Genomic DNA, 21,744 nt, shown 5'->3' with positions numbered 1-21,744 from the left:
CGCCGCCGGATGAGGTAGCGTTTTACGGTTATGCACAAAGGTGCCGAGTCTTTTGCTGCGCAAGTGGCTCCCGCAGGGGGGTCAATGTCTCCCGCAAGGGGGGTGAAGCGGCTTGTGGCCTCCTTCGCGGGGGCGGCTCTGCTGTGCGTTTCGGCTGGATTCGGCGGCCTTGCAAGTTCCGCGCTGGCGGCCACCGCCAAGACGCGGCTGGTGCCGGAAGTGACGACGGAGAATTCCACGGCCGGGTTCCGCACCCGGTCGCAGGCGCTGGTGCTGCAGCCGATCAATCTGGATGTCAGCAAATTCGCTTTCACTGCACCGGGCCGGGTGGCCTCTTCCAAGGTACAGACGGTGGAGCGCAGCTTCAGCTTCACGCCGTCCGGCAATCCCAAGGGCGTGTCCGTGGGCGGCAGCGTTCGTTCCGTGCAGACGGCGGCGGCGGATCGCAGCGGCGATGCGGGCCTGTCTCCGGCCGGGTATAATTTCGACCTGTCTGTCGGCTATCGCGGCGTTCAGCTCTCCGGCGGGATGAGCCGGGTGGATGGCGGCATCGGCGGCCGTTCGCGGCAGGGCATGGACGTGGGCGTGGGCTATGGCGCGCGCAACTGGCAGGCGGCCATTCAGGCCAGCGCAGAACGCGATTCGAACCAGCTGATTCCGCGCACGGCAACACCCGATCCGCGCTACTCGGTGGAAGCTTCGGGCGCGCTGGCGCTGTCTCCGCGCGTGTCGGTGGGCGGTTCGCTGCGCTATCGTCTGGCGCCGGAGCATCCGACTCCGCTGGATCCGGACAAGGATGATCGGGCGGTGATGCTCGGCGGGGCCGTCGCCTTCTAGGCGACGGAGCGGCTGTGATTAAGGTGAAGCCTTAACTCACAGACTCGCGGTCCCCGCCCGGCCGGCTGAGTCGGCGATCTCGCTCGCCGGCCAGTCCGACGAGTCCGGCTTTGCCGGACTTTTTCTTAGCCCCCCAAACGCCGGACGCTTCGCCTGAGTTTCCGCAATTTGGCTTGGGCATGCTCACACACGCCACGCAGCGCACCGGGATTCGCTGTGAGCGGACTCGCTGGCTTCGCCAGCGGCCGCGCCTCTGCCTCTTCCGCCCGGCCTCGCGCCCTCCACGCCCGCAACCCAAGCGCGCCATACACCAACTAACCAAATCGGTTGTTCCACGTGGAACATCGTCCAACACTGCGATCTCAACGGCTTGCGGGTAGGAGCTGTTGGATTTGTTGGAGAATCTACGCGAGTGGCGCGCCTCCACGTCCCCTCCAACTCTCCTCCCAAACGCAACTGTCACTCCGAACTTGATCCGGGGTCGAGCTGTTCTTCGGCGACGCTGGAGTGGGAAGCTGGCCCCCGGATCAAGTCCGGGGTGACGGTTGTGGGTGTGGGGATGTTGGTGGGTTTACTCGGGGGCCTTCGACAAGCTCAGGCTGAGCGGGTGGAGAGGTTGGAAGGGGAAAGGTTAGCGGATGGGGAAGTTGAGAGGGGCTTACCCCCCCCCTCAGTCCAGCCGAATCCCCTGCGCGTCGGCCTCCGCCGTCAGCAGCGCGCGGATATCCGCGCCGGGCGTTGCCAGCCACTCCGCCATTTTCGCCTTCAGCGGCTCCAGCCGGGCCGAGCGGATCATGGCCTTCACCGGGCCGATGGCGGCGGGGGTGATGGACAGCCGCTCCACGCCGATTGCCATCAGCGCCAGTGCCTCCAGCGGGCGGCCGCCCATTTCGCCGCAGATGCTGACGGGCACGCCCGCCGGATGCGCCTGATCCACCACCAGCTTCAGGAAGCGCAGCAGTCCGCGCGACAGCCAGTCATACCGGTCCGCCAGCCGCGGGTTGCCGCGGTCGGCGGCCAGCAGGAACTGGGTGAGATCGTTGGTGCCGATCGACAGGAAATCGAGGCGCGGCAGCAGTTCGTCCAGCACCATCGCCAGCGAGGGCACTTCCAGCATCGCCCCGAACTTCACCTCCGCCGCATGCGGCAGCCCGGCGGCGGCAAGGCGGCGGCGGCGCTTTTCCACGATGGCGCGCGCCTGTTCATACTCCCAAGGCTCCGTCACCATGGGGAACATCAGGTAGAGCGTGCGGCCAGCCGCTGCTTCCAGCAGGGCGCTGGCCTGCGCCGCGAGCAGGCCGGACCGGGCGAGCGCGAGGCGGATGGCGCGCCAGCCCATCGCCGGATTTTCCTCCCGGTCGCCCTCGGAATCGACATAGGGCACCGCCTTGTCGCCGCCGATGTCCACCGTGCGGAAGATCACCGGCCGGTCTGCGGCGGCTTCCAGCACATCCTTGTAGAGCGCGACCTGACGGCCCTTGCGCGGCAAGGTGGCGGAGACGAGAAACTGGAATTCGGTGCGGAACAGGCCGATGCCGTCTGCGTTGGTGATATCCAGCGCGGGCAGGTCTGACCGCAGGCCCGCGTTCATCATCAGCCGCACGCGGACGCCATCGAGGCTTTCGGCGGGCAGGTCTTTCAGCTGCTCGAACTCGGCCTGCTTGGCGAGGCGCAGCGCCGTGCGCTCCTCGAAGCTGGCGAGCACGGCTTGCGCGGGCCGCACGAACAGCGCGGCGCTGCTGCTGTCCAGCAGCAGCGGATCGCCTTCGGCCACAGCTTCGCGCAGGCCCTTCACCCGGCCCAGCACGGGAATCCCCATGGCGCGGGCCAATATGGTGACATGCGCCGTGAGAGACCCTTCCTCCAGCGCCACGCCCTTCAGGAAGCGGCGATCATATTCCAGCAGCTCTGCCGGGCCGAGGTTGCGGGCGATCAGGATCGAATCCTCCTGCAGCCCGCGCTTGGCCGCCGTGTCCGACTGGCCGGAGACGATGCGGATCAGCCGGTTGGAGAGATCCTCCAGATCGTGCAGCCGCTCCCGCAGATAGGGGTCAGACGCGGAGCCGAGGCGGATGCGCTGCGCCTGTGCGACGGCTTCCACCGCCGCTTCCGCCGTGAGGCCGCCATCGATGCCGTCGTTGATGCGGCGCGCCCAGCCTTCGTCCAGCGCGAACATCTTGTAGGTTTCAAGGATGTCGTCATGGTCGCCCGGCCCGGCAAAATCCGCGCGAGAGACCATCTGGTCGATTTCCTCGCGCATGCGGGCGAAGGCGTCTTTCAGCCGCTCGCGCTCGGTCTCCGCATCGTCCGCCACGGTGTTGGTGATGATGATGCGCGGCTGGTGGAACACCGCCTGCCCGCGCGCCATGCCATCCACCAGCTTCAGCCCGGCCACGCGCAACGGGCTGTTGTCTCTGGGCGGCTTCGGCGCGCTGGCTTCTGCATCGACGAGGCCCGCGGCGGCGATCAGCTCGGCCAGCACCATGGCGACCGTCTGCAGCGCCTCGATCTCGATCTCGTCATAGTCGCGCGGCTGCACATGCTGCACCGCCAGCACGCCCACACATTGTTCGCGGCGGATGATCGGCACGCCCGCGAAGCTGTGGAAGCGTTCCTCCCCCGTTTCCGGGCGGTAGGCGAAGCGCGGGTGCTGGCTGGCCTGCGCCAGGTTCAGCGGCTCGCGGGTTTCGGCGATCGTGCCGACAAGGCCCTGCCCGAAGGCCAGCCGGGTGACGTGCACGGCCTGTTGCTTCAGCCCGCGCGTGGCGAACAGTTCCAGCATGCCGTCGCGTAGCAGGTAGATGGAGGCGACTTCGGATTCGAGCGCGCCCGCGATCAGCACGGAAACCTGATCGAGCTTGGATTGCGTGCTTTGCCGCGCCGCCATCACATCGTGCAGGCGGCGCAGCAATTCGCGGGCGCTGCCTGTCGCAGCCATCAGGCCCTCAGGCTCCGGGCGGCCAGCGCCGCTTCCGCCTCTGTCACGAGGCTGTCGATGATGGCGGCGACGGGCTCTTCGGCGGTGACCATGCCGACCGACTGGCCCGCCATCACCGAGCCATTTTCCACGTCGCCGTCGATCACCGCGCGGCGCAGCGCGCCGGCCCAATAATGTTCGATTTCCAGCTGGGCAGCGGGCAGCTCGATCTCTCCGCGCGCCAGTTGCACGGAGACTTCGCGCTGCTTGTCCATGAAGGCCTCGGTACCCGCATTCTTCAGCGCCCGAACCGGGATGACGGGCAGGCGCGGATCGAACTGCACGGAGGCGACCGCGTCGCGCGCGGCCCCGCGAATGAAGGCCTTCTTGAAATTCGGGTGGGCGATGGATTCGGCGGATGCCGCGAAGCGGGTGCCCAGTTGCACGCCCGCCGCGCCCATTTCCACCAGCGCCGCAACCGCCGCGCCCCGGCCGATGCCGCCGGCTGCGAAGATGGTGGCCTCCGGCAGCGCGGGCAGGATTTCCTGCGCCAGCACGGCGAGGCTGACCGGGCCGATATGGCCGCCCGCCTCTGAGCCTTCGATCACCAGCGCGTCCGTGCCGGAACGCAGCAGCTTGCGGGCCAACGCGTAATTGGGGGCGAAGGCGATCAGCCTGGCGAAATCGGTGATGGCCGCCACTGCCGGGCCGGGCGGGATGCCGCCTGCCAGCACGACATGACTAACACCCGCCGCCTTGCACACGCCGATGAGGTCCATCAGCTGCGGGTGCATGGTGATGAGGTTCACGCCGAAGGGCTTATCCGTCAGCGCCTGCGTGGCGGCGATCTCCGCTTCCAGCAGCGCAGGCGTCATCGCCCCGCAGGCGATCACGCCGAAGCCGCCTGCGTTGGAGATGGCGGAGACGAGGTTGCGCTCCGACACCCACGACATTGCGCCCGCGAGGATCGCGTGGCGGGTGCCGAGGAAGGCGCGGCCCTTTGCCGTCAATGCGTCAAGATGCGGTGTATCCGTCACGCAGCCGCATCCAACCCATAGGCCGTGTGCAACACGCGCACGGCGAGTTCCAGATACTCTTCCTTGATCAGCACAGAGACCTTGATTTCCGAGGTGGTAATGGCGAGCACGTTGATGCCGCGATCGGCCAGCGCCTTGAACATGGTGACGGCGACGCCCGCATGGCTGCGCATGCCCACGCCCACCACGGAGATTTTCACCACGGTATCGTCTGTGATGAGGCGGGCATAGCCGATGGCGTCCGCATTGGCTTCCAGCACGCTGCGCGCGCGGGCCAGTTCGGTGCGCGGCACGGTGAAGGTGACGTCTGTCGTCGCGTCGTTGGCGATGTTCTGCACTATCATGTCGACATTGATGTTCGCATCCGCCAGCGGGCCGAAGATGGCCGCGACGATGCCGGGGCGATCCGGCACCGCGCCGATCGTCACCTTGGCTTCGTTGCGGTCATAAGCGACGCCCGCGATCAGTTCCTGTTCCACGACTTCATCCTCATCCACCACCATCGTGCCGGGCGCGTCCGAAAAGCTGGACAGCACCTGCACGCGGACCTTTTCCTTCATCGCCAGTTCGACCGAGCGCGTCTGCAGCACTTTCGCGCCGACGGAGGCCAGTTCCAGCATTTCCTCGTACGTGATCTTCGCCAGCTTGCGCGCACGCGGGACGATGCGCGGATCGGTGGTGAACACCCCTTCCACATCGGTATAGATGTCGCAGCGGTCCGCCTTCAGCGCGGCCGCGACGGCGACAGCCGACGTGTCGGAGCCGCCACGGCCCAGCGTGGTGATGCGGTTGTCGTCTGTCAGGCCCTGAAAGCCCGGAATCACCGCGACTTCGCCCGCCGCCATCGCCGCGCGCAGGGCTTCAGTGCCCACATCGGCGATGCGGGCCTTGCCGTGCGCGTCTGACGTGTGGACGGGCAACTGCCAGCCGAGCCAGCTGCGGGCCTTCAGCCCCAGCGATTGCAGCACGATGGCGAGCAGGCCGGAGGTGATCTGTTCGCCCGACGCCACCACCACATCATATTCGGCCGGATCGGCCAGCGGCGAGGCTTCGCGGCAAAAATTCACGAGCCGGTCCGTTTCGCCTGCCATGGCGGAGACGACGATGGCGACCTGATTGCCGGCCTCCACCTCGCGTTTGACGCGGGCCGCCACGCCACGGATCCGCTCGATCCCGGCCATGGAGGTGCCGCCGAACTTCATCACAATCGTCGCCATGTCGGGGTCTGCTTCTGCCTTCGGCTTCTCTGTCGTTGCAGCGCCTTTAGGAGCGGGGGCGCGGCTTGACAACTTTGTGTCGGTGAAAGCCCTGCTTTACAGGGGGGAGCAGGCGATGTTATGCGCCCCTTCGTCATGAAAGCGGCCACCGCCCTTAACCTGCTTCGACTTACGCGCCCTTAGGCGCGGTGCCGGTGGCCGTGGGCGGCCTCCCTGCGAGCATGCGTCTAAGGGTTGACCAGCAGGCCCAGACCAGATTTCGCTTTTTCGAGGCAGACATGACCGACCAGATCCTGATTTTCGACACCACTTTGCGTGACGGCGAGCAATCGCCCGGCTGTTCCATGAACCTGGAGGAAAAGCTGCGCGTGGCCGCCCAGCTGGAAGCGCTGGGGGTGGATATCATCGAAGCCGGATTCGCCATCGCCTCGGACGGCGATTTCGAAGCGGTGCAGGCCGTGGCGCAGCAGTGCCAGCGCGCCGTGGTGGCGAGCCTTGCGCGCGCAGCCCGGGCCGATATCGAACGCGCCGCCGCCGCGCTGAAAGTGGCGAAACGGCCGCGCATCCACACCTTCATCGCGACATCGCCGCTGCACATGAAGGTGAAGCTGAACAAATCGCCCGAGCAGGTGCTGGAATCGATCCGCGAATCCGTGAGCCTCGCGCGCAATCTGGTGGACGATGTGGAATGGTCCGCCGAGGACGCCACCCGATCCGAGCCGGAGTTTCTGGCACGCGCCATCGAAACCGCGATTCGTGCGGGGGCACGCACCATCAACCTGCCCGATACCGTGGGCTATGCGACGCCGGAAACCTATGGCGCGATGTTCCGCGACATGATCGCCCGCGTGTCCAACGCCGATCTCGCCATCTTTTCCACCCATTGCCACAATGATCTGGGGCTGGGCGTGGCCAACACGCTGGCGGCGGTGGCAGCGGGTGCGCGGCAGGTGGAATCCACCATCAACGGCATCGGCGAGCGCGCCGGGAACGCGGCGGTGGAGGAAATCGCCATGGCGCTGAAGGTGCGGCACGATGTTCTGCCCTGGCGCACCGGCATCGTTTCCACCGAGATCACCCGCGCCTCGCGGCTGATTTCCGCCGTGACGGGGATGCATGTGCAGCCCAACAAGGCGATCGTGGGGGCCAATGCCTTCGCGCATGAAAGCGGCATCCATCAGGACGGCATGCTGAAGGACAGCAGCACCTACGAGATCATGACGCCGGAAAGCGTGGGGCAATCGCACTCCTCCCTCGTGCTGGGCAAGCATTCGGGCCGCGCCGCCTTCAAGGACAAGCTGGAAAGCCTTGGCTATCAATTGTCCGACAATGAGTTTCAGGATGCCTTCCAGCGCTTCAAGGCACTGGCCGATGCCAAGAAGCAGGTGTTCGACGAGGATATCGTCGCGCTGGTGGACGATGAAGTGCTGCGCGGGCACGATCGCATTCAGGTGACGGAAGTGGAAGTCTATTGCGGCTCGACGGGTCCGCAACGGGCGATCCTGACGCTGTCCATCGATGGCGAGGAAGTGACGGCGGCCACCAAGGGCAACGGCCCGGTGGACGCGCTGTTCAACGCCGTGAAAAAGCTGGTACCGCATGATGAGGCGACTCTGCAGCTGTATGAAGTGTCGGCGGTGACGGCTGGCGCGGACGCACAAGCCGAAGTGAGCGTAGTGCTGGCGGAAAACGGCCGCACCGTGCGCGGCGTGGGCGCGCACAACGACACGCTGGTGGCCAGCGCACGGGCTTATGTGAACGCGCTGAACAAGCTGGTGGTGAAGCGGGGGCGCAGCGCTCTGGCGGCCTGAGGGCAGGTGGCGGCCACTGCAAACGAGCAATGGCCCCAAACAAGCATCTCCTTTCCACCCGCTCAGGCTGAGCTTGTCGAAGCCCCGGACGTGAAAGCACAACGGCAGGGCCGGGGGCCTGCCCCATGGGCTTCGACAAGCTCAGCCTGAGCGGGTGGAAAGGGGCCTGAGCGTGCGGTCGGCAGCCAAGCTGCCGAGTCCGCCTGAAGAGACACAAAGGAAAGAAAAGAGCGCGGCAAAGCCGCGCCGTCAGTCACGCAAAAAAAGGGCGGGGTGATCCCCGCCCTTTTTCGTGCTGGCCGGGCCTTCGGCGACTCTGAAGGCCTTCGCCGGATTGCCTTGCAATCCGGCTCCAGGCTTCAGGCGCCTTTGGCCTTACACTTGGCAGTCGCCATCATCCCGACGTTCAGCATCAGCTCGTCGCCCTTGCCCTGAATCGTCGTCTGGCCGTTCGAATATTTGAAGCCGGACGCGGTGGGTTCCTGATTCAGCTCCACATTCTGCCCGCCGCGCACCAGAACGGCGATGCCCTGATCCGGGAAGAAGCGGACTTCGATGGTTTCCTCATTGTCGCACACGAAGGTGGTGCGGCTCTGCTTGGTGGCGGGTACGCCTGCGTCGGCAGCGGCCTTTTCCACTTCCGCTTTCTGCGCGGGGGTGGTGTGATCGGTGGGCAGTTCGGCGGGGGCTGCCGGGGCCGCCGCTTCCGGGGCGGGCACCGCTTCGGGGGCAACTGCGGTGGCTTCGGGGGCGGGGGCTTCCGGCGCGGCGGCAGGCTTGTTGCAGCCCGCCAGCAGGGCGGCGGCGGCAAGGCCCGCGAACAGGATCGGTTTCGTCATCGTCATTCTCCTCAATTGGCCCGGCAATCGTGATTGCCGAACTGCTGGCTGCTGATCTGCATGCGATTCTCGCTGCCGCTGATCTGGGTGGAGCCGAACTGGTAGATCCAGCCCCGCGTGGTGGGCTGGCGGTGCAACTGGATGGTTTCGCCCTTGATGCTGAGGTCGGCCAGCTTCTGGTCTTCGTGGAACACCACGGTGGCTGGCACATTGCCGCTGCACATCCAGTTGAACGTGCCCATCATCCGTCCGTCCAGAGAGTTGGGGGCGGATTTGGGCGCGCAGGCTGCCAGAATCAGCACGGGCGCGAGCAACAGAAAGCGGTTCATAACGGCCCTCCCCAGCTTAAGCTGCCGTACAGTTGGTGCCGGACATCATGCCCACCGTCATCGTCAGCCGCATGCGATCATCCGCCACGCGCAGCACCGTACTGGGGCCGGTGTAGGTGAAGCCGGGCGGCGTGACCTGCTGTTGCAGTTCGGTGTTCTGCCCGCCCCGGCTGAGCGAGGCGACGCCCTGCTGCGGGAAGTAGCGCACGCTGATCTGTTCACCATTCGAGCAATTGTAGCTGACGCGCATTTCGGCGGGCGGGGTGGGGGCAGTCGGCGGCGGCGGGGCCACCGGCGGCGTGGGTGAGATGGGGGGCGCTGTCGGCGGCGCGGGCGGGCGGCCGCTGGCACTGGTGGCCTGGCAGGATGTGGTGGCCATCGCGCCGACGGTGAGATTGATGCCCATGCGGCCCGCGTCGGCGATCACAGTCGTCTGCCCGCCCTGATAGGTGAGCGGCGTGGACGAGACGCGGTTCAGTTCGGTGGTCTGCCCGCCGCGCACCAGCACGGCCGTGCCCTGTTCATCGAAATAGCGGATGGTGACGGCTTCGCCATTGGCGCAGCGATAGTTCACCGCGAACACCGGAGCCGGGCGCATGGACGGCGTGGAGGGGGTGGAACAGGCGGCAAGCACAGTCGCGCCTGCCAGCAACGGCAACATGAATTTCATCATCATTTCCACTCCCACCTGAACTCTCAACTAGTGGCGCAGGAATTGCCCGGCTGGATATCTGCGTCAAGCCAGTGGCAGAACTTTGCGACGAACGGATTGCGGCCCATCAATTATCTGACCAATTATCTGCGGTGGAACAGTTTTTCGAGGTCGCTCTTCGTCAGGCGAAGGAATGTGGGGCGGCCATGGTTGCAGGTGCCGCTGGCGGGCACCGCCTCCATCTGCCGCAGCAGCGCATTCATTTCCGCAAGAGACAGCGCCCGACCCGCGCGGACGCTGCCGTGGCAGGCGATGGTGGCGGCGATATGATCCAGCCGGGCCGTCAGTGCGGCGGGGCCGTCCCCCGCGGCCAGTTCATCCGCCAGATCGGTGAGGAGCGGCTTCAGCGGCGGCTGCCCCAGCGCGGCAGGCAGCGCGCGGACGAGGATAGTCTCCGGCCCGAAGCGTTCCAGTTCGAGGCCCAGTTCCATCAATTGCGGCGCGGCGGCTTCCAGCGCGGCGGCGGCATGATCATCCAGCTGCACGGTTTCGGGCACCAGCAGCGGCTGAGCGAGCGGCGCGCCGCCTGCCCGGCCGCGCATCGCTTCCAACACCAGCCGTTCATGCGCGGCGTGCTGATCCACCAGCACCAGCGAATCGGCGCTTTCGGCGACGATATAGGCATTGGCCACCTGCCCCCGCGCGAGGCCCAGCGGATAAGCGGGCGGGGATTCGGCGACGGGCCATGGCTGGGCGAGGTTCGCGGAGGCGAGGGTTTCAGGCGAGCGGCCTTGCGGACGAACCCAGTCGCGGGATGCCTCCGAAACCTGTTTAGGATAGCCGATGTCGGTGAGGAAGCGCTGCGTGGCGACGGCTTCCAGACTGAACTGCTCCTCGTTCGGAACCGGCGCGGCGAAGGCGGCCGCCAGCGCCTGCCCTGCCGCCTGCACCGGGCGGATGCCCGCCGCTTCCAGCGCCGCGCGCACGGCGGAGATCAGGCTGGCGCGGATGCGCGCCGGATCGCGGAAGCGCACTTCGGTTTTGGCCGGGTGGACGTTCACATCCACTTCGTCTGTCGGCAGGGTGATGAACAGCGCCGCGGCGGCGTGGCGGCCGGCGGGCAGGCGCTCGGCATAGGCCCCGCGCAGCGCGCCCACCAGCAGCCGATCCTTCACCGGGCGGCCGTTCACGAACAGATATTGATGCTCGGATGTCGCGCGGGAGGCGGCGGGCAGCCCGGCGAGGCCGCCGATCTGTAAATCGGGGCGGAGGAAATCCACCGGCACCATATCCGCGCCGTCTGCCAGCAGCGCCTGCACCCTGCGCGCAAGGCCGGAAACGCCCGGTTCCGCTTCGGCGGCGACATCCAGCAGGCGGCGGCCTTCGTGCAGCAGCCGGAAGGCGGTGTTGGGGTGCGCCATGGCGAGGCGGCGCAGCGTGTCGTGGATGGCCGAGATTTCCGTGCGTGGGCTTTTCAGGAATTTGGCGCGGGCGGGGATGCGGGCGAACAGCCCCTCCACGGCGATGCGGGTGCCGGGTGCGAGGCCCGCGGGGCCGTCGAACAGCAGCTCTCCGCCGTCCAGTTGCAGCCGCCAGCCGCTCTCGGTGCCGGGCGGGCGGCTTTCCAGCGTGAAGCGGGCGACCGAGGCGATGGCCGGAAGCGCTTCGCCGCGAAAGCCGAAGCTGTGGATGGTGAGCAGATCTTCGCCAGGCAGCTTGGAGGTGGCGTGACGCTCGATGGCGAGGCGCATGCTGTCTGGTGTCATGCCATGGCCGTCATCCGTGACGAGCAAGCGCTGGGTGCCGTCTCCGCCGACCTGCACTTCGATTCGGCTGGCGCCTGCGTCCAGGCTGTTTTCCACCAGTTCCTTCACCACGCTGGCGGGGCGCTCCACCACCTCTCCGGCGGCGATGCGGTCCACCAGATGGCTGGGCAGGCGGCGGATGGGGGCGGCTATGCTCACGATACTGCTGTTGCCGTGCGAAGCGGCTGCGCTCAAGTGCCGACTTGCAGCGCCCAAGCGATCGCTTGCCGCCGTTCAGCGCCCCACAGAGTGCCTTGCGTGGGCGCGGAGGACCGCCTATTCGACGTGACAATCCGCAACAGTGTCTGCGACAGGCGCATGAAGCGGCCCAGCTTCCCCGATTCGCGATCCCCGGCACCAAAGCCGCCTGACAAAAGGCCTGTAAGACCCGTGAACTTCTTCAGCCGCATTTTCGGTTTCCTGAGCCAGGACATGGCCATCGACCTTGGAACCGCCAACACGCTCGTCTATGTCCGCGGACGCGGAATCGTCCTCAACGAACCGTCCGTCGTGGCGCTGGAAACGGTGAACGGCCGCCGCCAGGTGAAGGCGGTGGGCAATGACGCCAAGCTGATGATGGGCAAGACGCCCGACAATGTTCAGGCCATCCGGCCGATGCGCGACGGCGTGATCGCGGACATCGAGGTGGCCGAGGACATGATCAAATATTTCATCGACAAGGTGCACGGCAAATCCAGCTGGGTGCCGCGCGGGCCGGAAATCGTGGTCTGCATCCCCTCCGGCTCCACCCCGGTGGAACGGCGCGCCATCCGCGATGCCGCGAACAACGCGGGCGCCTCGCAGGTGCACCTGATTCTGGAGCCGATGGCCGCCGCGATCGGCGCGGGCATGCCGGTGACGGAGCCGATCGGTTCCATGGTGGTGGATATCGGTGGCGGCACCACGGAAGTCGCGGTGCTTTCGCTGCGGGGGCTTGCTTACACCACCAGCGTGCGCGTCGGCGGGGACAAGATGGACGAAGCCATCGTCAACTATGTTCGCCGGAACCACAATCTGCTGATCGGCGACGCCACGGCGGAGCGGATCAAGAAGGAAATCGGCACCGCCCTGCCCCCGGCCGACGGCATTGGCCAGACGGTGGAAATCAAGGGCCGCGATCTTGTGAACGGGGTGCCGAAGGAAATCACCATCAATCAGGGGCAGGTGGCGGATGCCCTGTCTGAACCGGTGTCGCAGATCGTGGAATCGGTGCGGCTGGCGCTGGAAAACACCCAGCCGGAACTGGCGGCCGACATCGTCGATCAGGGCATCGTGTTGACGGGCGGCGGCGCGCTGCTGGGCGGGCTGGACGAAGCGCTGCGGCAGGCGACCGGCCTGCCGGTGACGGTTGCCGAAGACCCGCTGTCCTGCGTGGCGCTGGGAACCGGCCGGGCGCTGGAAGACCCGGTCTATCGCGGCGTGCTGATGGGGGCCTGACCGGTCCCCGATGAGCCGCCTTCCGCCCCCAAACCGCCTGCGCCCCGCGCGCCGCACCAGCTTCGCCCGGCGCGACAGCAACCTTGCCCTGCTGGGCGCGCTGTTCGCGGGCGTGGTGATCGCCTTCGCGCTGCTGATGCTGTTGCTGCAGCGGGTGAACCCCGATCTGGGCACCCGCATGCGCGGCGCGACGGCCGATGCGCTGTCTCCGATCATTTCCGTCGCCATGGCGCCTGTGGAAGGGGTGCGGCGGCTGGGCGCGCTGATCGGCGACCATATGAATGTGGTGGACAAGAACCGCGAACTGGCCGCCGATCTGAAGGCGGCGCAGCGCCGCGCGGCAGAAACGGAGCGGCTGGCCGCCGAGCTGGACCGGATGGAGGCGCTGCTGGCGCTGCGGCGGCCCGAGCGGCGGCTGGTGGCATCCGCCGTGGCCTCCGCCGTATCTGCCGAGGCGGGGCAGCGGCAGGCGATCCTGTCGGCAGGCCTGTCTGACGGGGTGAAGCCGCGCATGCCGGTGATCGCATCGGGCGGGCTGGCGGGCCGGGTGACCGACGTGGGGCAAGGCGCGTCGCGGATGATGTTGCTGACGGATGCCGACAGCCGCATTCCGGTGAAGGTGCTGCGCACCGGCTGGACCGGGCTGGCCGTGGGCACCGGCGGCACGCTGCTGGATTTCCAGTTCGACATCGCGTCGGGCTCTGACAAGATTCGCGTGGGCGACCGGCTGGTGACATCGGGCGACGGCGGGCTGTTCCCGCCCGGCATTCCCGTGGCCGTGATCATCGACGCGGAGGCGAACCCGCCGCGCGCGCGGCCGCTGGCCAACCCCACCGGCCTTGGCACGGTGATGATCGAGGCGCCCTGGCTGCCGCCACCGAGCTTCGTGGCCGCGCCACCCGCCGCGCCTGAGGCGGACAAGGTGGTGCCTGCGGCGGTGCCCGGAACCGCGCCTGCCGCTGCAACACCCGCTGCCAAGCCGCCTGCGGCGCAAACCTCAACGCCGCCTGCGGCCGGGGCCACAACGCCGCCTGCCGCCTCGACGCCCCCCGCACAGCCGCCCCGGCCAGCGCCCGCGCGATGAGCAACCTCAACCGCGAACGCATCACGCCGGGGGAAATCGCCCGCCGCCTGCTGCCCGCCGGAACCGTTCTGCTGTCTTTGCTGGTGATGGCGCTGCCGCTGCCGCTGGCGTGGGGCGTGATGCCCAATCTGGCGCTGCTGTTCGTGATCCTGTGGGCCAGCATCCAGCCGCGGCTGATGCCGGTGTGGGCGGGCTTCCTGCTGGGCCTGTTCGCAGACCTGCTGTTCGGCGGCCGAATCGGCATCTGGGCGCTGATCTTCCCGCTGGCCGTGGGCGTAGTGCGCGTGGCGGAAGAACGGGTGGAGGGCCACAGCCTTGCCGTGGACTGGGCCTTTGCCGCCCTGCTGGTGATGCTGGCGCAGCTGCTGGCGTGGCAGCTGAACAGCTTTCTGGGCTCGTCCGCGCCGCTGCTGCCCTTCCTTGTGCAGGGCGCGGTGACGCTGATCGCCTATCCCCTTGCCGCGACGCTGGGCGCGCGGACCCAGCGCCGCCTGACCGATCTGGGCGGCTGATCCGATGGCGGACGACGGGGAAGCCGGACGCCAGTTCGATCGCCGCGCCTTCTTCCTTGGATCGGTGCAGGTGGGTGCAGGCGCCCTGCTGATCGGGCGGATGGCGCAGCTCTCCATCGCGCAGGCCGACAAATACAAGGTCGCCGCCGAAGAAAACCGGGTGGCGCTGCACCTGATCCCGCCCCGGCGTGGCTGGATCGTCGATGCGGCCGGTGCGGCCATCGCCACCAACCGCCCCGCCTATGCGGTGGAACTGATCCCCTCTCTGGCCGGGGATTTCGAAGCGGCGCTGGCGCGGATTTCCACCATCGTGCCGCTGGCCCCCGCCGATCTGGCCCGTATCCGCGACGATGCGAAGGATCTGCCGCCGTCTGCCGCGCTGATCATCGCCAACGACATCGGCTGGGACGCCTTTGCCGCGCTGAACCTTGAGTTGGCGGATATGCCGGGGTTGCAGCCGCTGCGCACCTATGTGCGCCATTACCCGGATGGCGAGGCCTTCGCCCATGTGACCGGCTATGTCGGCCGCCCCACGGCGGAGCAATATCGGGAAACCAAAGACCCGCTCTACATGCTGCCGGGCTTCCGCATCGGCAAGGACGGGGTGGAGCGTTCGAAGGATGCCGAGCTGCGCGGCAAGCCCGGCGCGCGGCGGGTGGAAGTGAATGCGCGCGGGCGCATCGTCGCCGAGCTGGACACACGGCCCGACACGCCGGGCAGCACCGTGCACCTGACGATCGACCGGGGCTTGCAGGCCTTCACCGCCGCGCGGGTGGGCAATGAAAGCTGCTCCGTCACGGTGATCGACGTGGTGACGGGCGACATCAAATGCCTGCTCTCCATGCCGGCGTTCGATCCCAATGTGTTTTCCAACCGCATCCCGGCGCAGCTGTGGAAGGATTTGCAGGCGGACGAGAAAAAGCCCCTGCTGAACAAGACGTTGCAGGGCCTTTATGTGCCCGGCTCCACCTTCAAGCCCGTCACCGCGCTGGCGGCGCTGGCCCATGGCGTGCTGCCGACGGACCCGGTGTTCTGCGGCGGCAGTTATCGATATGGCAAGGCGGTGTGGCACTGCCACAAGCGATCCGGCCATGGCACTGTGGCGATGCGATCCGGCATCGCCAAAAGCTGCAACGTCTATTTCTACACCATGGCACGGCGGGTGGGAGCGCAGGCCGTGGCAGACATGGCACGCACGCTGGGGCTGGATCATAAGTTCGACATTCCGATGCCGGTGCAGCGTGCGGGCGAAATCCCCGATCCGGCTTGGAAGAAGGAGCGGTTCGGCAAGGAATGGACGGTGGGCGACACGCTGAACATGGCGATCGGCCAGGGCTATGTGGTGGTGAACCCGCTGCAACTGGCGGTGATGACGGCGCGGATCGCCACAGGACGCATGGTGGAGCCGCGCATGCTGGTGGGACCGGAGCCGAAGCCGTTCGCGGCCCTGCCCATCCCAGCCGAGTATCTGGACGTGGTGCGCGGCGGCATGAACGATGTGGTGAACGGCCCCGGCGGCACCGCGCGCGGATCGATGCTGCGCGTGCCCGGCGTGGCGATGGGCGGCAAGACGGGGACGGCGCAGGTGCGGCGGATATCCGGCAGCTCGCGGGGCGGCGCGAATGTGCCGTGGAAGTTCCGCGACCATGCGCTGTTCATCGGCTTCGCGCCGGTGGACAATCCGCGCTATGCCATCAGCGTGGTGGTGGAACATGGCATCGGCGGATCGCGGGCGGCGGCCCCCATCGCGCGCGACGTGCTGACTTACATCTATGACCGGGAGGCCGCCGAGAAGCAGCTGGCGGGTGTGCTGGAGGCGCGCGATCGGGCGCGGCGGGCAGCGGAAGCAGCCGCCGCTAAGGCTGAAGCGGACGCTCTCGCGGCGCGGATAGCGGCGGCCAACCCGGCCGGAGCCATACCTGCCCCAGCCGCGGGAGGGCCGGCGCGATGATCCAGAATCTGCTGAATTCGCGCTGGCCGCAACGGGCGCTGCAACTGCCCTGGCGGATCATCTTCCTTGTGGGGGCGATTGGCACCTTCGCGGTTGTCGTGCTCTATTCGGCGGCGGGCGGCAGCATGCAGCCATGGGCGCTGAACCATGCGGTGCGGCTCAGCCTGTTCATGGGGCTGGCGATCGTGCTGGCGCAGGTGCCGCTGGGGCTGTGGCTGAAGATCGCCTATCCGCTGTATGCCGTGATATTGGTGGCGCTGATCGGCGTGGAGGTGGTGGGTGGCATCGCCGGCGGCTCGCAGCGCTGGCTGGATCTGGGCTTTATCCGGTTGCAGCCTTCGGAGTTCATGAAGATCGCCGTGGTGCTGGCGCTGGCGCGTTTCTATCATTTCCTGCCGCGCGGCTATCCGGCGAAGCTGGCGGGAATCTGGCCGCCGCTGGCAATGATCGGCGTGCCGGCGGCGCTGGTGATGCTGCAGCCCGATCTGGGCACCGCGCTGATGATCGTGGCGGGCGGCATGACGATGATGTTCCTGGGCGGGCTGCCGCTGAAATGGTTCATCATTCCGGGCGTGGCGGGGCTGGCTTCGCTGCCCTTGCTCTATAATATGCTGCACGATTACCAGAAGCGGCGCGTGCTGATCTTCCTCGATCCCTCCGCCGATCCGCTGGGGGCGGGCTATCACATCACCCAATCGAAGATCGCCATCGGATCCGGCGGGATTTTCGGCAAGGGCTTCATGGAAGGCTCGCAAAGCCATCTGCAATATCTGCCGGAACAGCACACCGATTTCGTGTTCGCCACCATGGCCGAGGAATGGGGGCTGATGGGCGGCGCGCTGCTGCTGATCGCCTATGGGCTGGTGCTGAACTGGGGCATCCGCACAGGGATGTCGGCGCGAACCCGCTTCGCGCGGATGCTGGCCGCCGGGCTTTCGATGACGATTTTCTTCTATGTGCTGATCAACAGCATGATGGTGATGGGGCTGGCCCCGGTGGTGGGCATTCCCTTCCCGCTGGTCAGCTATGGCGGCAGCGCAGCGCTGACAGTGATGATCGCACTGGGCATCCTGATGGGCGTGTACCGGCAGCGGGAGCTGGAACATATCTGAGCAAGGATGCGAGAATCGGCTGGACAAGCTGGCCTTCGCTTTGTAAACGCCCGCCTCCCACGGGGTGCACAACCCCGAAGCGGGCCACGGGGCAAGCCCCCGGCAAATGGTTCCGGACGCATAGCTCAGTTGGTAGAGCAGCTGACTCTTAATCAGCGGGTCCTAGGTTCGAGCCCTAGTGCGTCCACCATATTTTCCAAATAAAAACAGCTGCTTATGCCGCCACGCAATAGGTCTGCGCGGTGACGAAATATGGCTCGTAAGTCGGTGGCCTTAACCCGCCCCTTCAGTATCAGCCATTCGCTCACATTGGCGTTGCCGGTAGTCTATCCCAATTCCAGCGCAGTGGTGTGGCAGAGAGCCTTCCGGACAACAGCAAAATGAACTTCGCGGCGGATATCGGATAGCCGCAATCGCGGGGTGAGATAGGATCGTGCCGGCTGTCCACTGCCGGGCGGTTTACGGATTGCGAGGGGGGCAGGATGAAGCGGCGGCATTTTCTCTACGCTGCCGGGTTCGGCACTATGGCAGGGTTGACGGGCTTCAATCCGGCATTCGCTCGCGCGGGCCGCACGGTTACGCAGATATGCGACGATTTTCTGGACGCCTATGTTCGCATCAACCCGACACTGGTGGGCAAGGTGTTCGGACTGGAGCGCAACAGTAGCGCCATCAGCGACTGGTCGCCCGCCGGGGCGGAGAAGGCCGCCGCGCTGATGCGCGCGACGCTTGCGGAGCTGGCGGACACACCGCCGCTGAACCGCAAGGAGGAACTGGGTGCGGCGTTTCTGGAGGATACCGCCCGCGCCATTCTCGCCGGGATCGAGGCGGGTGAGCCTTACCGGAAAATGAGCACCCATATCTTTATCGGCCCGCCGGCGCTGCTGCTCACCTCGTTCGAACAGATGTCGCAGGGGCAAAGTGGGGATGTGCCGGTCTCGGCGGATGCACGCGACCGGGACTGGGCGAACATCCTGCATCGGCTCGAGGCCGTGCCGACGGCGATGGCCGGCTATCGGCAGAGCCTTGAACTGGGGCTGGTGCGCAACCTTCCAGCGCCGCGTTCAATGACGCTGGCTGTCGCGAAACAGTGCAGCGGCTGGGCCTCGCAAGGCTGGTTCGCGAAGTTCGCGGCGCGCTATCCGGGCGGCGCGCTGGCCGGGCCGCTGGCCGCCGCTGCCGCAAAAGCGGATCGCACCTATGGCGAACTGGGGCAGTGGCTGGCGCAAAGCTATGCGCCCAAGGCCAGCCCGGAAGACGGGATCGGCAGCGAGCGCTACCTGCTCTACACCGATCTGTGGCTGGGCCTGCGCACGCTCGATCTGGATGAAGCCTATGGTTGGGCGGTGGAGGAGTTCCACCGGCTGGAGGCCGAGAAAACAAAGGAAAGCGGCCGCATCCGCGCAGGCGCCAGTTTCGAGGATATCCGCACGCAACTGGACGGCGATCCGAAACAGTCGCTGGCGGTCGCCCCCTTCCGGGACTGGGCGCAGGCGGAAGTGGATCGCGCCATCGCGAAGCTTGGCGAAAGCGAATTCGACATCCCGCCGCAGCTGCGCACCTGCAAAGTGCAGATGACGGAGGCCGGTTCGGGTGCAATGCCCTTCTATGTCGCGCCGTCAGAGGATTTTTCGACGCCAGGGACGGTCGTCTGGCCGACGCTGGGCAAAACTGAACTTCCCACTTGGAGCGCCAACAGCACCATCTATCATGAAAGCGTGCCCGGCCATCATATCCAGATCGGCGGCTCCCGCCTGCTGGATCTGGTGCGATTGCAGCGGGTCGCGGGTGCTGCCGGGCATGCGGAGGGCTGGGCGCTCTATGCCGAACGGCTGATGGACGAACTGGGCTGGTTCGACACGCCACAAAAGCGGCTGGGGTTTCTTTCCATGCAGTCGTTCCGTGCGGCGCGCGTGTTCGTGGACATCGGCCTGCACACCGGCCGCAAGATCCCGTCGGGCATGGAAGGCGCGGGCCAGCCATGGACCGCCGCCACCGCCATCCCTCTGATCGACCGGGCCTCCGGGCTGGGGCGGGACGCCGCCGCAATGGAGGTGGAGCGCTATTATGGCTGGCCCGCGCAGGCCTGCGCCTACAAGCTGGGCGAACGGGTCTGGCTGAATTGCCGGGCCGATGCGATGGCGAAGGCCGGGGCCGCCTTCAACCGGCGCAAATGGCATGCAGACGCGCTGGCGATGGGGCCGCTGGGGCTGGACACGCTGAAACAGCAATTGGCGAAACTCTGATCCGCAGGCCTCACAAGGGCGGGCCTCAGCGGCTGGCGCGGCGCAGCGTTTCCGAAGGCGTTTCGCCATAGGCCTCGCGATAGTAAGCGGCGAAGCGGCCGAAATGGGCGAAGCCGTTGTGCAGGGCGACGTCGGTCACACTGGTGGCCCGCGTGGGCCTCAGCAAATCCTCACGTGCGAAGCCAAGACGGCGGCAGCGGAAATAGGCCTGTGCCGACATGCCCGTGCGATCCCGCGCGATCGCCTCCACCGTGCGCAGCGCAAGTCCGGTGGCCTCGCACATTTCCTGCAGCCCGGCGGCGCTGCCGCGCGCCCCGTCGATGAAGCGCTCGATCCGAGCCATGGAGCGGGTCTGCAACTGCCGCGCCTTATGGTCCACCCGCGTCTCGCCGCTGAGCAAGGCGTCGGCGACGAGCGCGGTGATCTCACCCCGGACGATCTCCACCGCCCTTGCCGTTGCGGGCATATCGGCCAGCCCCCAATCCTGTTGCAGGCGAGTGAGCTCCCGATGGCGGCTTTTCAGCCGGGCCAGCCGACCGGGCTCGATCGCGCCTGAGCGTGCAGGCGCCTGCAACAGCCGCAGCCGATCCTTGCCGCCAAAGGCGGAGAGGGTCTTGAGCAGAATGTCCGGCCGGACGATCAGCACGGACAATTCCTGTGGCCCGGCGGTGCGGAAATAGGGCGTGTCGCCGCGCTGGCGGGTGATGACCTGCCCCGGGCCGACCTCCCGCCCGTCCACCGTCAGGCCGGGGCTGCCGAAGGCCGGGAACAGATAGGTGATCGTCTCCTCGTCGTCATTCTCGAAGCTGGAACGGATGCCCAGCGCGCCCAGCGTCTGCACGCTGCGCAGGTAAAGCCCGCGACCGAAATCGACGATCCGCACGGTTGCCGAAAAAGCCTGCTGGTCCGTCAACGCCACAGCCCCGAAGGTGCCGCCGGGGATCACGGCGGAGAATTCGTCCAGATCGTTGGAACGAACGGAGCGGGCCAGAAATGGCTGGGATCTGCCGTCGCTGATCATCATGCAACACCCCCCCGGATGCCCGAGTGTCTCATAACCCGGCGCGGATTGCCACCGGCAGAGGCGGGGCGGGTCAGTCCTTCACGACTTCGCGCGTGACGATCCCGGCGACGACGGCGGTGCGATTCGCGGCCCTGCGGCCATCGGCCCGATCCTCATAGCGCTGCACCTCGCAATCATAGCCGGCCCTTTGCGCGGCATAATCCGCATTGGGATCGGCCGGCTGCCCATTTGCCTGCTGCGCCACGCTTTGCGCGGTGGCGACATTGTCCTGACACTGCTGATAGTCGCGATCGGCCCGGCTGCGGTTCGCGGCACCTGCCACCTGTGCCGTCACTGCGCCCGCCACGATCCCCGCGCGTCGGGCATCGCGGCGATTTTCCACTCGCTCCACCCAGTTCTTCTCGTCCTTCGATTTCGCATCTGCATGCGCCGTGACCGGAGGCAAGGCAGCCAGAACGGTGGCGATTGCGAACAAAGCCCCGCGCGACAAGGGCTGTCGGCCGCCGGAGCCGATCACAGGCCGGCCTTCACGATATCGAGCAGTTGCATCGAGCCATCGGGGCTGCGTTCCCGGCAAGCCTTCGCCAGTGGCGTGATCTGCGCCGTCAGCCAGCTTCGCGTCAACATCGGTGCCGGCTTGCCGGCCGCCGCGTCCCGGCCGGACAAATAGCCGTGAATCCACATCAGCCCTTGCGCAATATCATCCTGTGCCTGAGCGGCCAGTTGCTGCTCGGCCTTGCTTGCGCCAGCCTTTGGCGCGGCAACCGACAATGCCGTCAGATATTGGCCGCAGGTGACGTCGAGAAGATTGTCTTCGGCCGCCAGAACCGGAGACTGCAACGCCGAAAGCCCGGCCAGTGCGAGCAGAAATTTGCGCGTCATGCGTCATCCTTTGAATGCGGAGACGCCACCACCGCCGCCCCCGCCGGTTGCG

The 21,744-nt window shown here is 66.9% G+C and carries 18 protein-coding genes and 1 tRNA gene; 9 read left to right on the top strand and 10 right to left on the bottom strand.

What is annotated here, in order from left to right:
• The first annotated feature begins 84 nt into the window (after positions 1-84).
• Positions 85-837 (top strand): hypothetical protein, encoded by a 753-nt coding sequence (locus tag FJQ54_RS11010; RefSeq protein WP_140928459.1) that lies wholly within the window; start codon positions 85-87, stop codon positions 835-837.
• Positions 838-1,507: 670 nt separating this feature from the next.
• On the opposite strand, the gene ptsP is transcribed toward FJQ54_RS11010, so the two are convergent.
• Genes ptsP through FJQ54_RS10995 form a run of 3 tightly spaced genes read right to left on the bottom strand, consistent with a single transcriptional unit; the run spans position 1,508 to position 6,008 of the window.
• Positions 1,508-3,775, bottom strand: a complete 2,268-nt coding sequence (gene ptsP / locus FJQ54_RS11005; RefSeq protein WP_140928458.1) for a phosphoenolpyruvate--protein phosphotransferase — start codon at positions 3,773-3,775, stop codon at positions 1,508-1,510.
• Positions 3,775-4,791 (bottom strand): NAD(P)H-dependent flavin oxidoreductase, encoded by a 1,017-nt coding sequence (locus FJQ54_RS11000; protein ID WP_140928457.1) that lies wholly within the window; start codon positions 4,789-4,791, stop codon positions 3,775-3,777. The genes ptsP and FJQ54_RS11000 overlap by 1 nt, the downstream gene beginning before the upstream one ends.
• Positions 4,788-6,008 (bottom strand): aspartate kinase, encoded by a 1,221-nt coding sequence (locus FJQ54_RS10995; protein ID WP_140928456.1) that lies wholly within the window; start codon positions 6,006-6,008, stop codon positions 4,788-4,790. Before FJQ54_RS10995 ends, FJQ54_RS11000 begins: the two co-directional genes overlap by 4 nt.
• Before the next feature lie 278 nt (positions 6,009-6,286).
• Here FJQ54_RS10995 and FJQ54_RS10990 point away from each other — a divergent pair, with 278 nt between their 5' ends.
• Entirely contained in the window at positions 6,287-7,819 is a 1,533-nt protein-coding gene (locus FJQ54_RS10990) for a 2-isopropylmalate synthase (RefSeq protein ID WP_140928455.1), read from the top strand.
• Between the two features lie 359 nt (positions 7,820-8,178).
• On the opposite strand, the gene FJQ54_RS17510 is transcribed toward FJQ54_RS10990, so the two are convergent.
• From FJQ54_RS17510 to mutL, 4 genes are all read right to left on the bottom strand, one after another.
• The gene (locus tag FJQ54_RS17510; protein ID WP_181160108.1) at positions 8,179-8,658 is read right to left on the bottom strand and encodes an MliC family protein; all 480 of its coding nucleotides are present in this window, start codon (positions 8,656-8,658) and stop codon (positions 8,179-8,181) included.
• A gap of 11 nt (positions 8,659-8,669) precedes the next feature.
• Positions 8,670-8,987, bottom strand: coding sequence for an MliC family protein (locus tag FJQ54_RS10980; protein WP_140928454.1), 318 nt, complete (start codon positions 8,985-8,987; stop codon positions 8,670-8,672).
• Between the two features lie 16 nt (positions 8,988-9,003).
• A complete protein-coding gene (locus FJQ54_RS10975) occupies positions 9,004-9,663 on the bottom strand; it encodes an MliC family protein (RefSeq protein WP_140928453.1) in 660 nt (219 codons plus the stop codon).
• A 119-nt stretch (positions 9,664-9,782) separates the two neighbouring features.
• A complete protein-coding gene (mutL, locus tag FJQ54_RS10970) occupies positions 9,783-11,603 on the bottom strand; it encodes a DNA mismatch repair endonuclease MutL (RefSeq protein ID WP_235890407.1) in 1,821 nt (606 codons plus the stop codon).
• Positions 11,604-11,834: 231 nt separating this feature from the next.
• Here mutL and FJQ54_RS10965 point away from each other — a divergent pair, with 231 nt between their 5' ends.
• From FJQ54_RS10965 to FJQ54_RS10935, 7 genes are all read left to right on the top strand, one after another.
• A complete protein-coding gene (locus FJQ54_RS10965) occupies positions 11,835-12,881 on the top strand; it encodes a rod shape-determining protein (protein ID WP_140928452.1) in 1,047 nt (348 codons plus the stop codon).
• Between the two features lie 10 nt (positions 12,882-12,891).
• Complete coding sequence (gene mreC / locus FJQ54_RS10960; RefSeq protein WP_140928451.1) at positions 12,892-13,965, top strand: rod shape-determining protein MreC; 1,074 nt, start codon at positions 12,892-12,894, stop codon at positions 13,963-13,965.
• A complete protein-coding gene (gene mreD, locus FJQ54_RS10955) occupies positions 13,962-14,477 on the top strand; it encodes a rod shape-determining protein MreD (RefSeq protein ID WP_140928450.1) in 516 nt (171 codons plus the stop codon). The genes mreC and mreD overlap by 4 nt, the downstream gene beginning before the upstream one ends.
• Before the next feature lie 4 nt (positions 14,478-14,481).
• Positions 14,482-16,428 (top strand): penicillin-binding protein 2, encoded by a 1,947-nt coding sequence (gene mrdA, locus FJQ54_RS10950; protein ID WP_140928449.1) that lies wholly within the window; start codon positions 14,482-14,484, stop codon positions 16,426-16,428.
• Entirely contained in the window at positions 16,425-17,540 is a 1,116-nt protein-coding gene (gene rodA, locus FJQ54_RS10945; RefSeq protein ID WP_140928448.1) for a rod shape-determining protein RodA, read from the top strand. Before mrdA ends, rodA begins: the two co-directional genes overlap by 4 nt.
• Positions 17,541-17,654: 114 nt before the next feature.
• Positions 17,655-17,730, top strand: a tRNA-Lys gene (locus tag FJQ54_RS10940).
• 292 nt (positions 17,731-18,022) lie between these two features.
• Positions 18,023-19,786, top strand: coding sequence for a DUF885 domain-containing protein (locus FJQ54_RS10935; RefSeq protein ID WP_140928447.1), 1,764 nt, complete (start codon positions 18,023-18,025; stop codon positions 19,784-19,786).
• A 25-nt stretch (positions 19,787-19,811) separates the two neighbouring features.
• On the opposite strand, the gene FJQ54_RS18000 is transcribed toward FJQ54_RS10935, so the two are convergent.
• The 3 genes from FJQ54_RS18000 to FJQ54_RS10920 all read right to left on the bottom strand — a co-directional run bounded on the left by FJQ54_RS18000 (position 19,812) and on the right by FJQ54_RS10920 (position 21,692).
• A complete protein-coding gene (locus tag FJQ54_RS18000; protein WP_140928446.1) occupies positions 19,812-20,810 on the bottom strand; it encodes an AraC family transcriptional regulator in 999 nt (332 codons plus the stop codon).
• 70 nt (positions 20,811-20,880) lie between these two features.
• Positions 20,881-21,327: a hypothetical protein gene (locus FJQ54_RS10925; protein WP_140928445.1), complete on the bottom strand. Its 447-nt coding sequence runs from the start codon at positions 21,325-21,327 to the stop codon at positions 20,881-20,883.
• A complete protein-coding gene (locus FJQ54_RS10920; RefSeq protein WP_140928444.1) occupies positions 21,324-21,692 on the bottom strand; it encodes a hypothetical protein in 369 nt (122 codons plus the stop codon). Before FJQ54_RS10920 ends, FJQ54_RS10925 begins: the two co-directional genes overlap by 4 nt.
• Positions 21,693-21,744 lie beyond the last annotated feature (52 nt).

It is taken from the genome of Sandaracinobacter neustonicus (assembly GCF_006385875.1).
Lineage (GTDB): Bacteria > Pseudomonadota > Alphaproteobacteria > Sphingomonadales > Sphingomonadaceae > Sandaracinobacteroides > Sandaracinobacteroides neustonicus.
This window is presented reverse-complemented; position numbering and strand designations above follow the sequence as displayed.

Excerpts from the sequence above, each read along its gene's own strand:
- ptsP (WP_140928458.1), bottom strand. The coding sequence starts at position 3,775 with ATGGCTGCGACAGGCAGCGCCCGCGAATTGCTGCGCCGCCTGCACGAT.
- FJQ54_RS17510 (WP_181160108.1), bottom strand. The coding sequence starts at position 8,658 with ATGACGAAACCGATCCTGTTCGCGGGCCTTGCCGCCGCCGCCCTGCTG.
- mreC (WP_140928451.1), top strand. The coding sequence starts at position 12,892 with ATGAGCCGCCTTCCGCCCCCAAACCGCCTGCGCCCCGCGCGCCGCACC.
- FJQ54_RS10990 (WP_140928455.1), top strand. The coding sequence starts at position 6,287 with ATGACCGACCAGATCCTGATTTTCGACACCACTTTGCGTGACGGCGAG.
- rodA (WP_140928448.1), top strand. The coding sequence starts at position 16,425 with ATGATCCAGAATCTGCTGAATTCGCGCTGGCCGCAACGGGCGCTGCAA.
- FJQ54_RS10975 (WP_140928453.1), bottom strand. The coding sequence starts at position 9,663 with ATGATGATGAAATTCATGTTGCCGTTGCTGGCAGGCGCGACTGTGCTT.
- mreD (WP_140928450.1), top strand. The coding sequence starts at position 13,962 with ATGAGCAACCTCAACCGCGAACGCATCACGCCGGGGGAAATCGCCCGC.
- mrdA (WP_140928449.1), top strand. The coding sequence starts at position 14,482 with ATGGCGGACGACGGGGAAGCCGGACGCCAGTTCGATCGCCGCGCCTTC.
- FJQ54_RS10935 (WP_140928447.1), top strand. The coding sequence starts at position 18,023 with ATGAAGCGGCGGCATTTTCTCTACGCTGCCGGGTTCGGCACTATGGCA.
- FJQ54_RS18000 (WP_140928446.1), bottom strand. The coding sequence starts at position 20,810 with ATGATGATCAGCGACGGCAGATCCCAGCCATTTCTGGCCCGCTCCGTT.
- FJQ54_RS10920 (WP_140928444.1), bottom strand. The coding sequence starts at position 21,692 with ATGACGCGCAAATTTCTGCTCGCACTGGCCGGGCTTTCGGCGTTGCAG.
- FJQ54_RS11010 (WP_140928459.1), top strand. The coding sequence starts at position 85 with ATGTCTCCCGCAAGGGGGGTGAAGCGGCTTGTGGCCTCCTTCGCGGGG.
- FJQ54_RS10980 (WP_140928454.1), bottom strand. The coding sequence starts at position 8,987 with ATGAACCGCTTTCTGTTGCTCGCGCCCGTGCTGATTCTGGCAGCCTGC.
- FJQ54_RS10995 (WP_140928456.1), bottom strand. The coding sequence starts at position 6,008 with ATGGCGACGATTGTGATGAAGTTCGGCGGCACCTCCATGGCCGGGATC.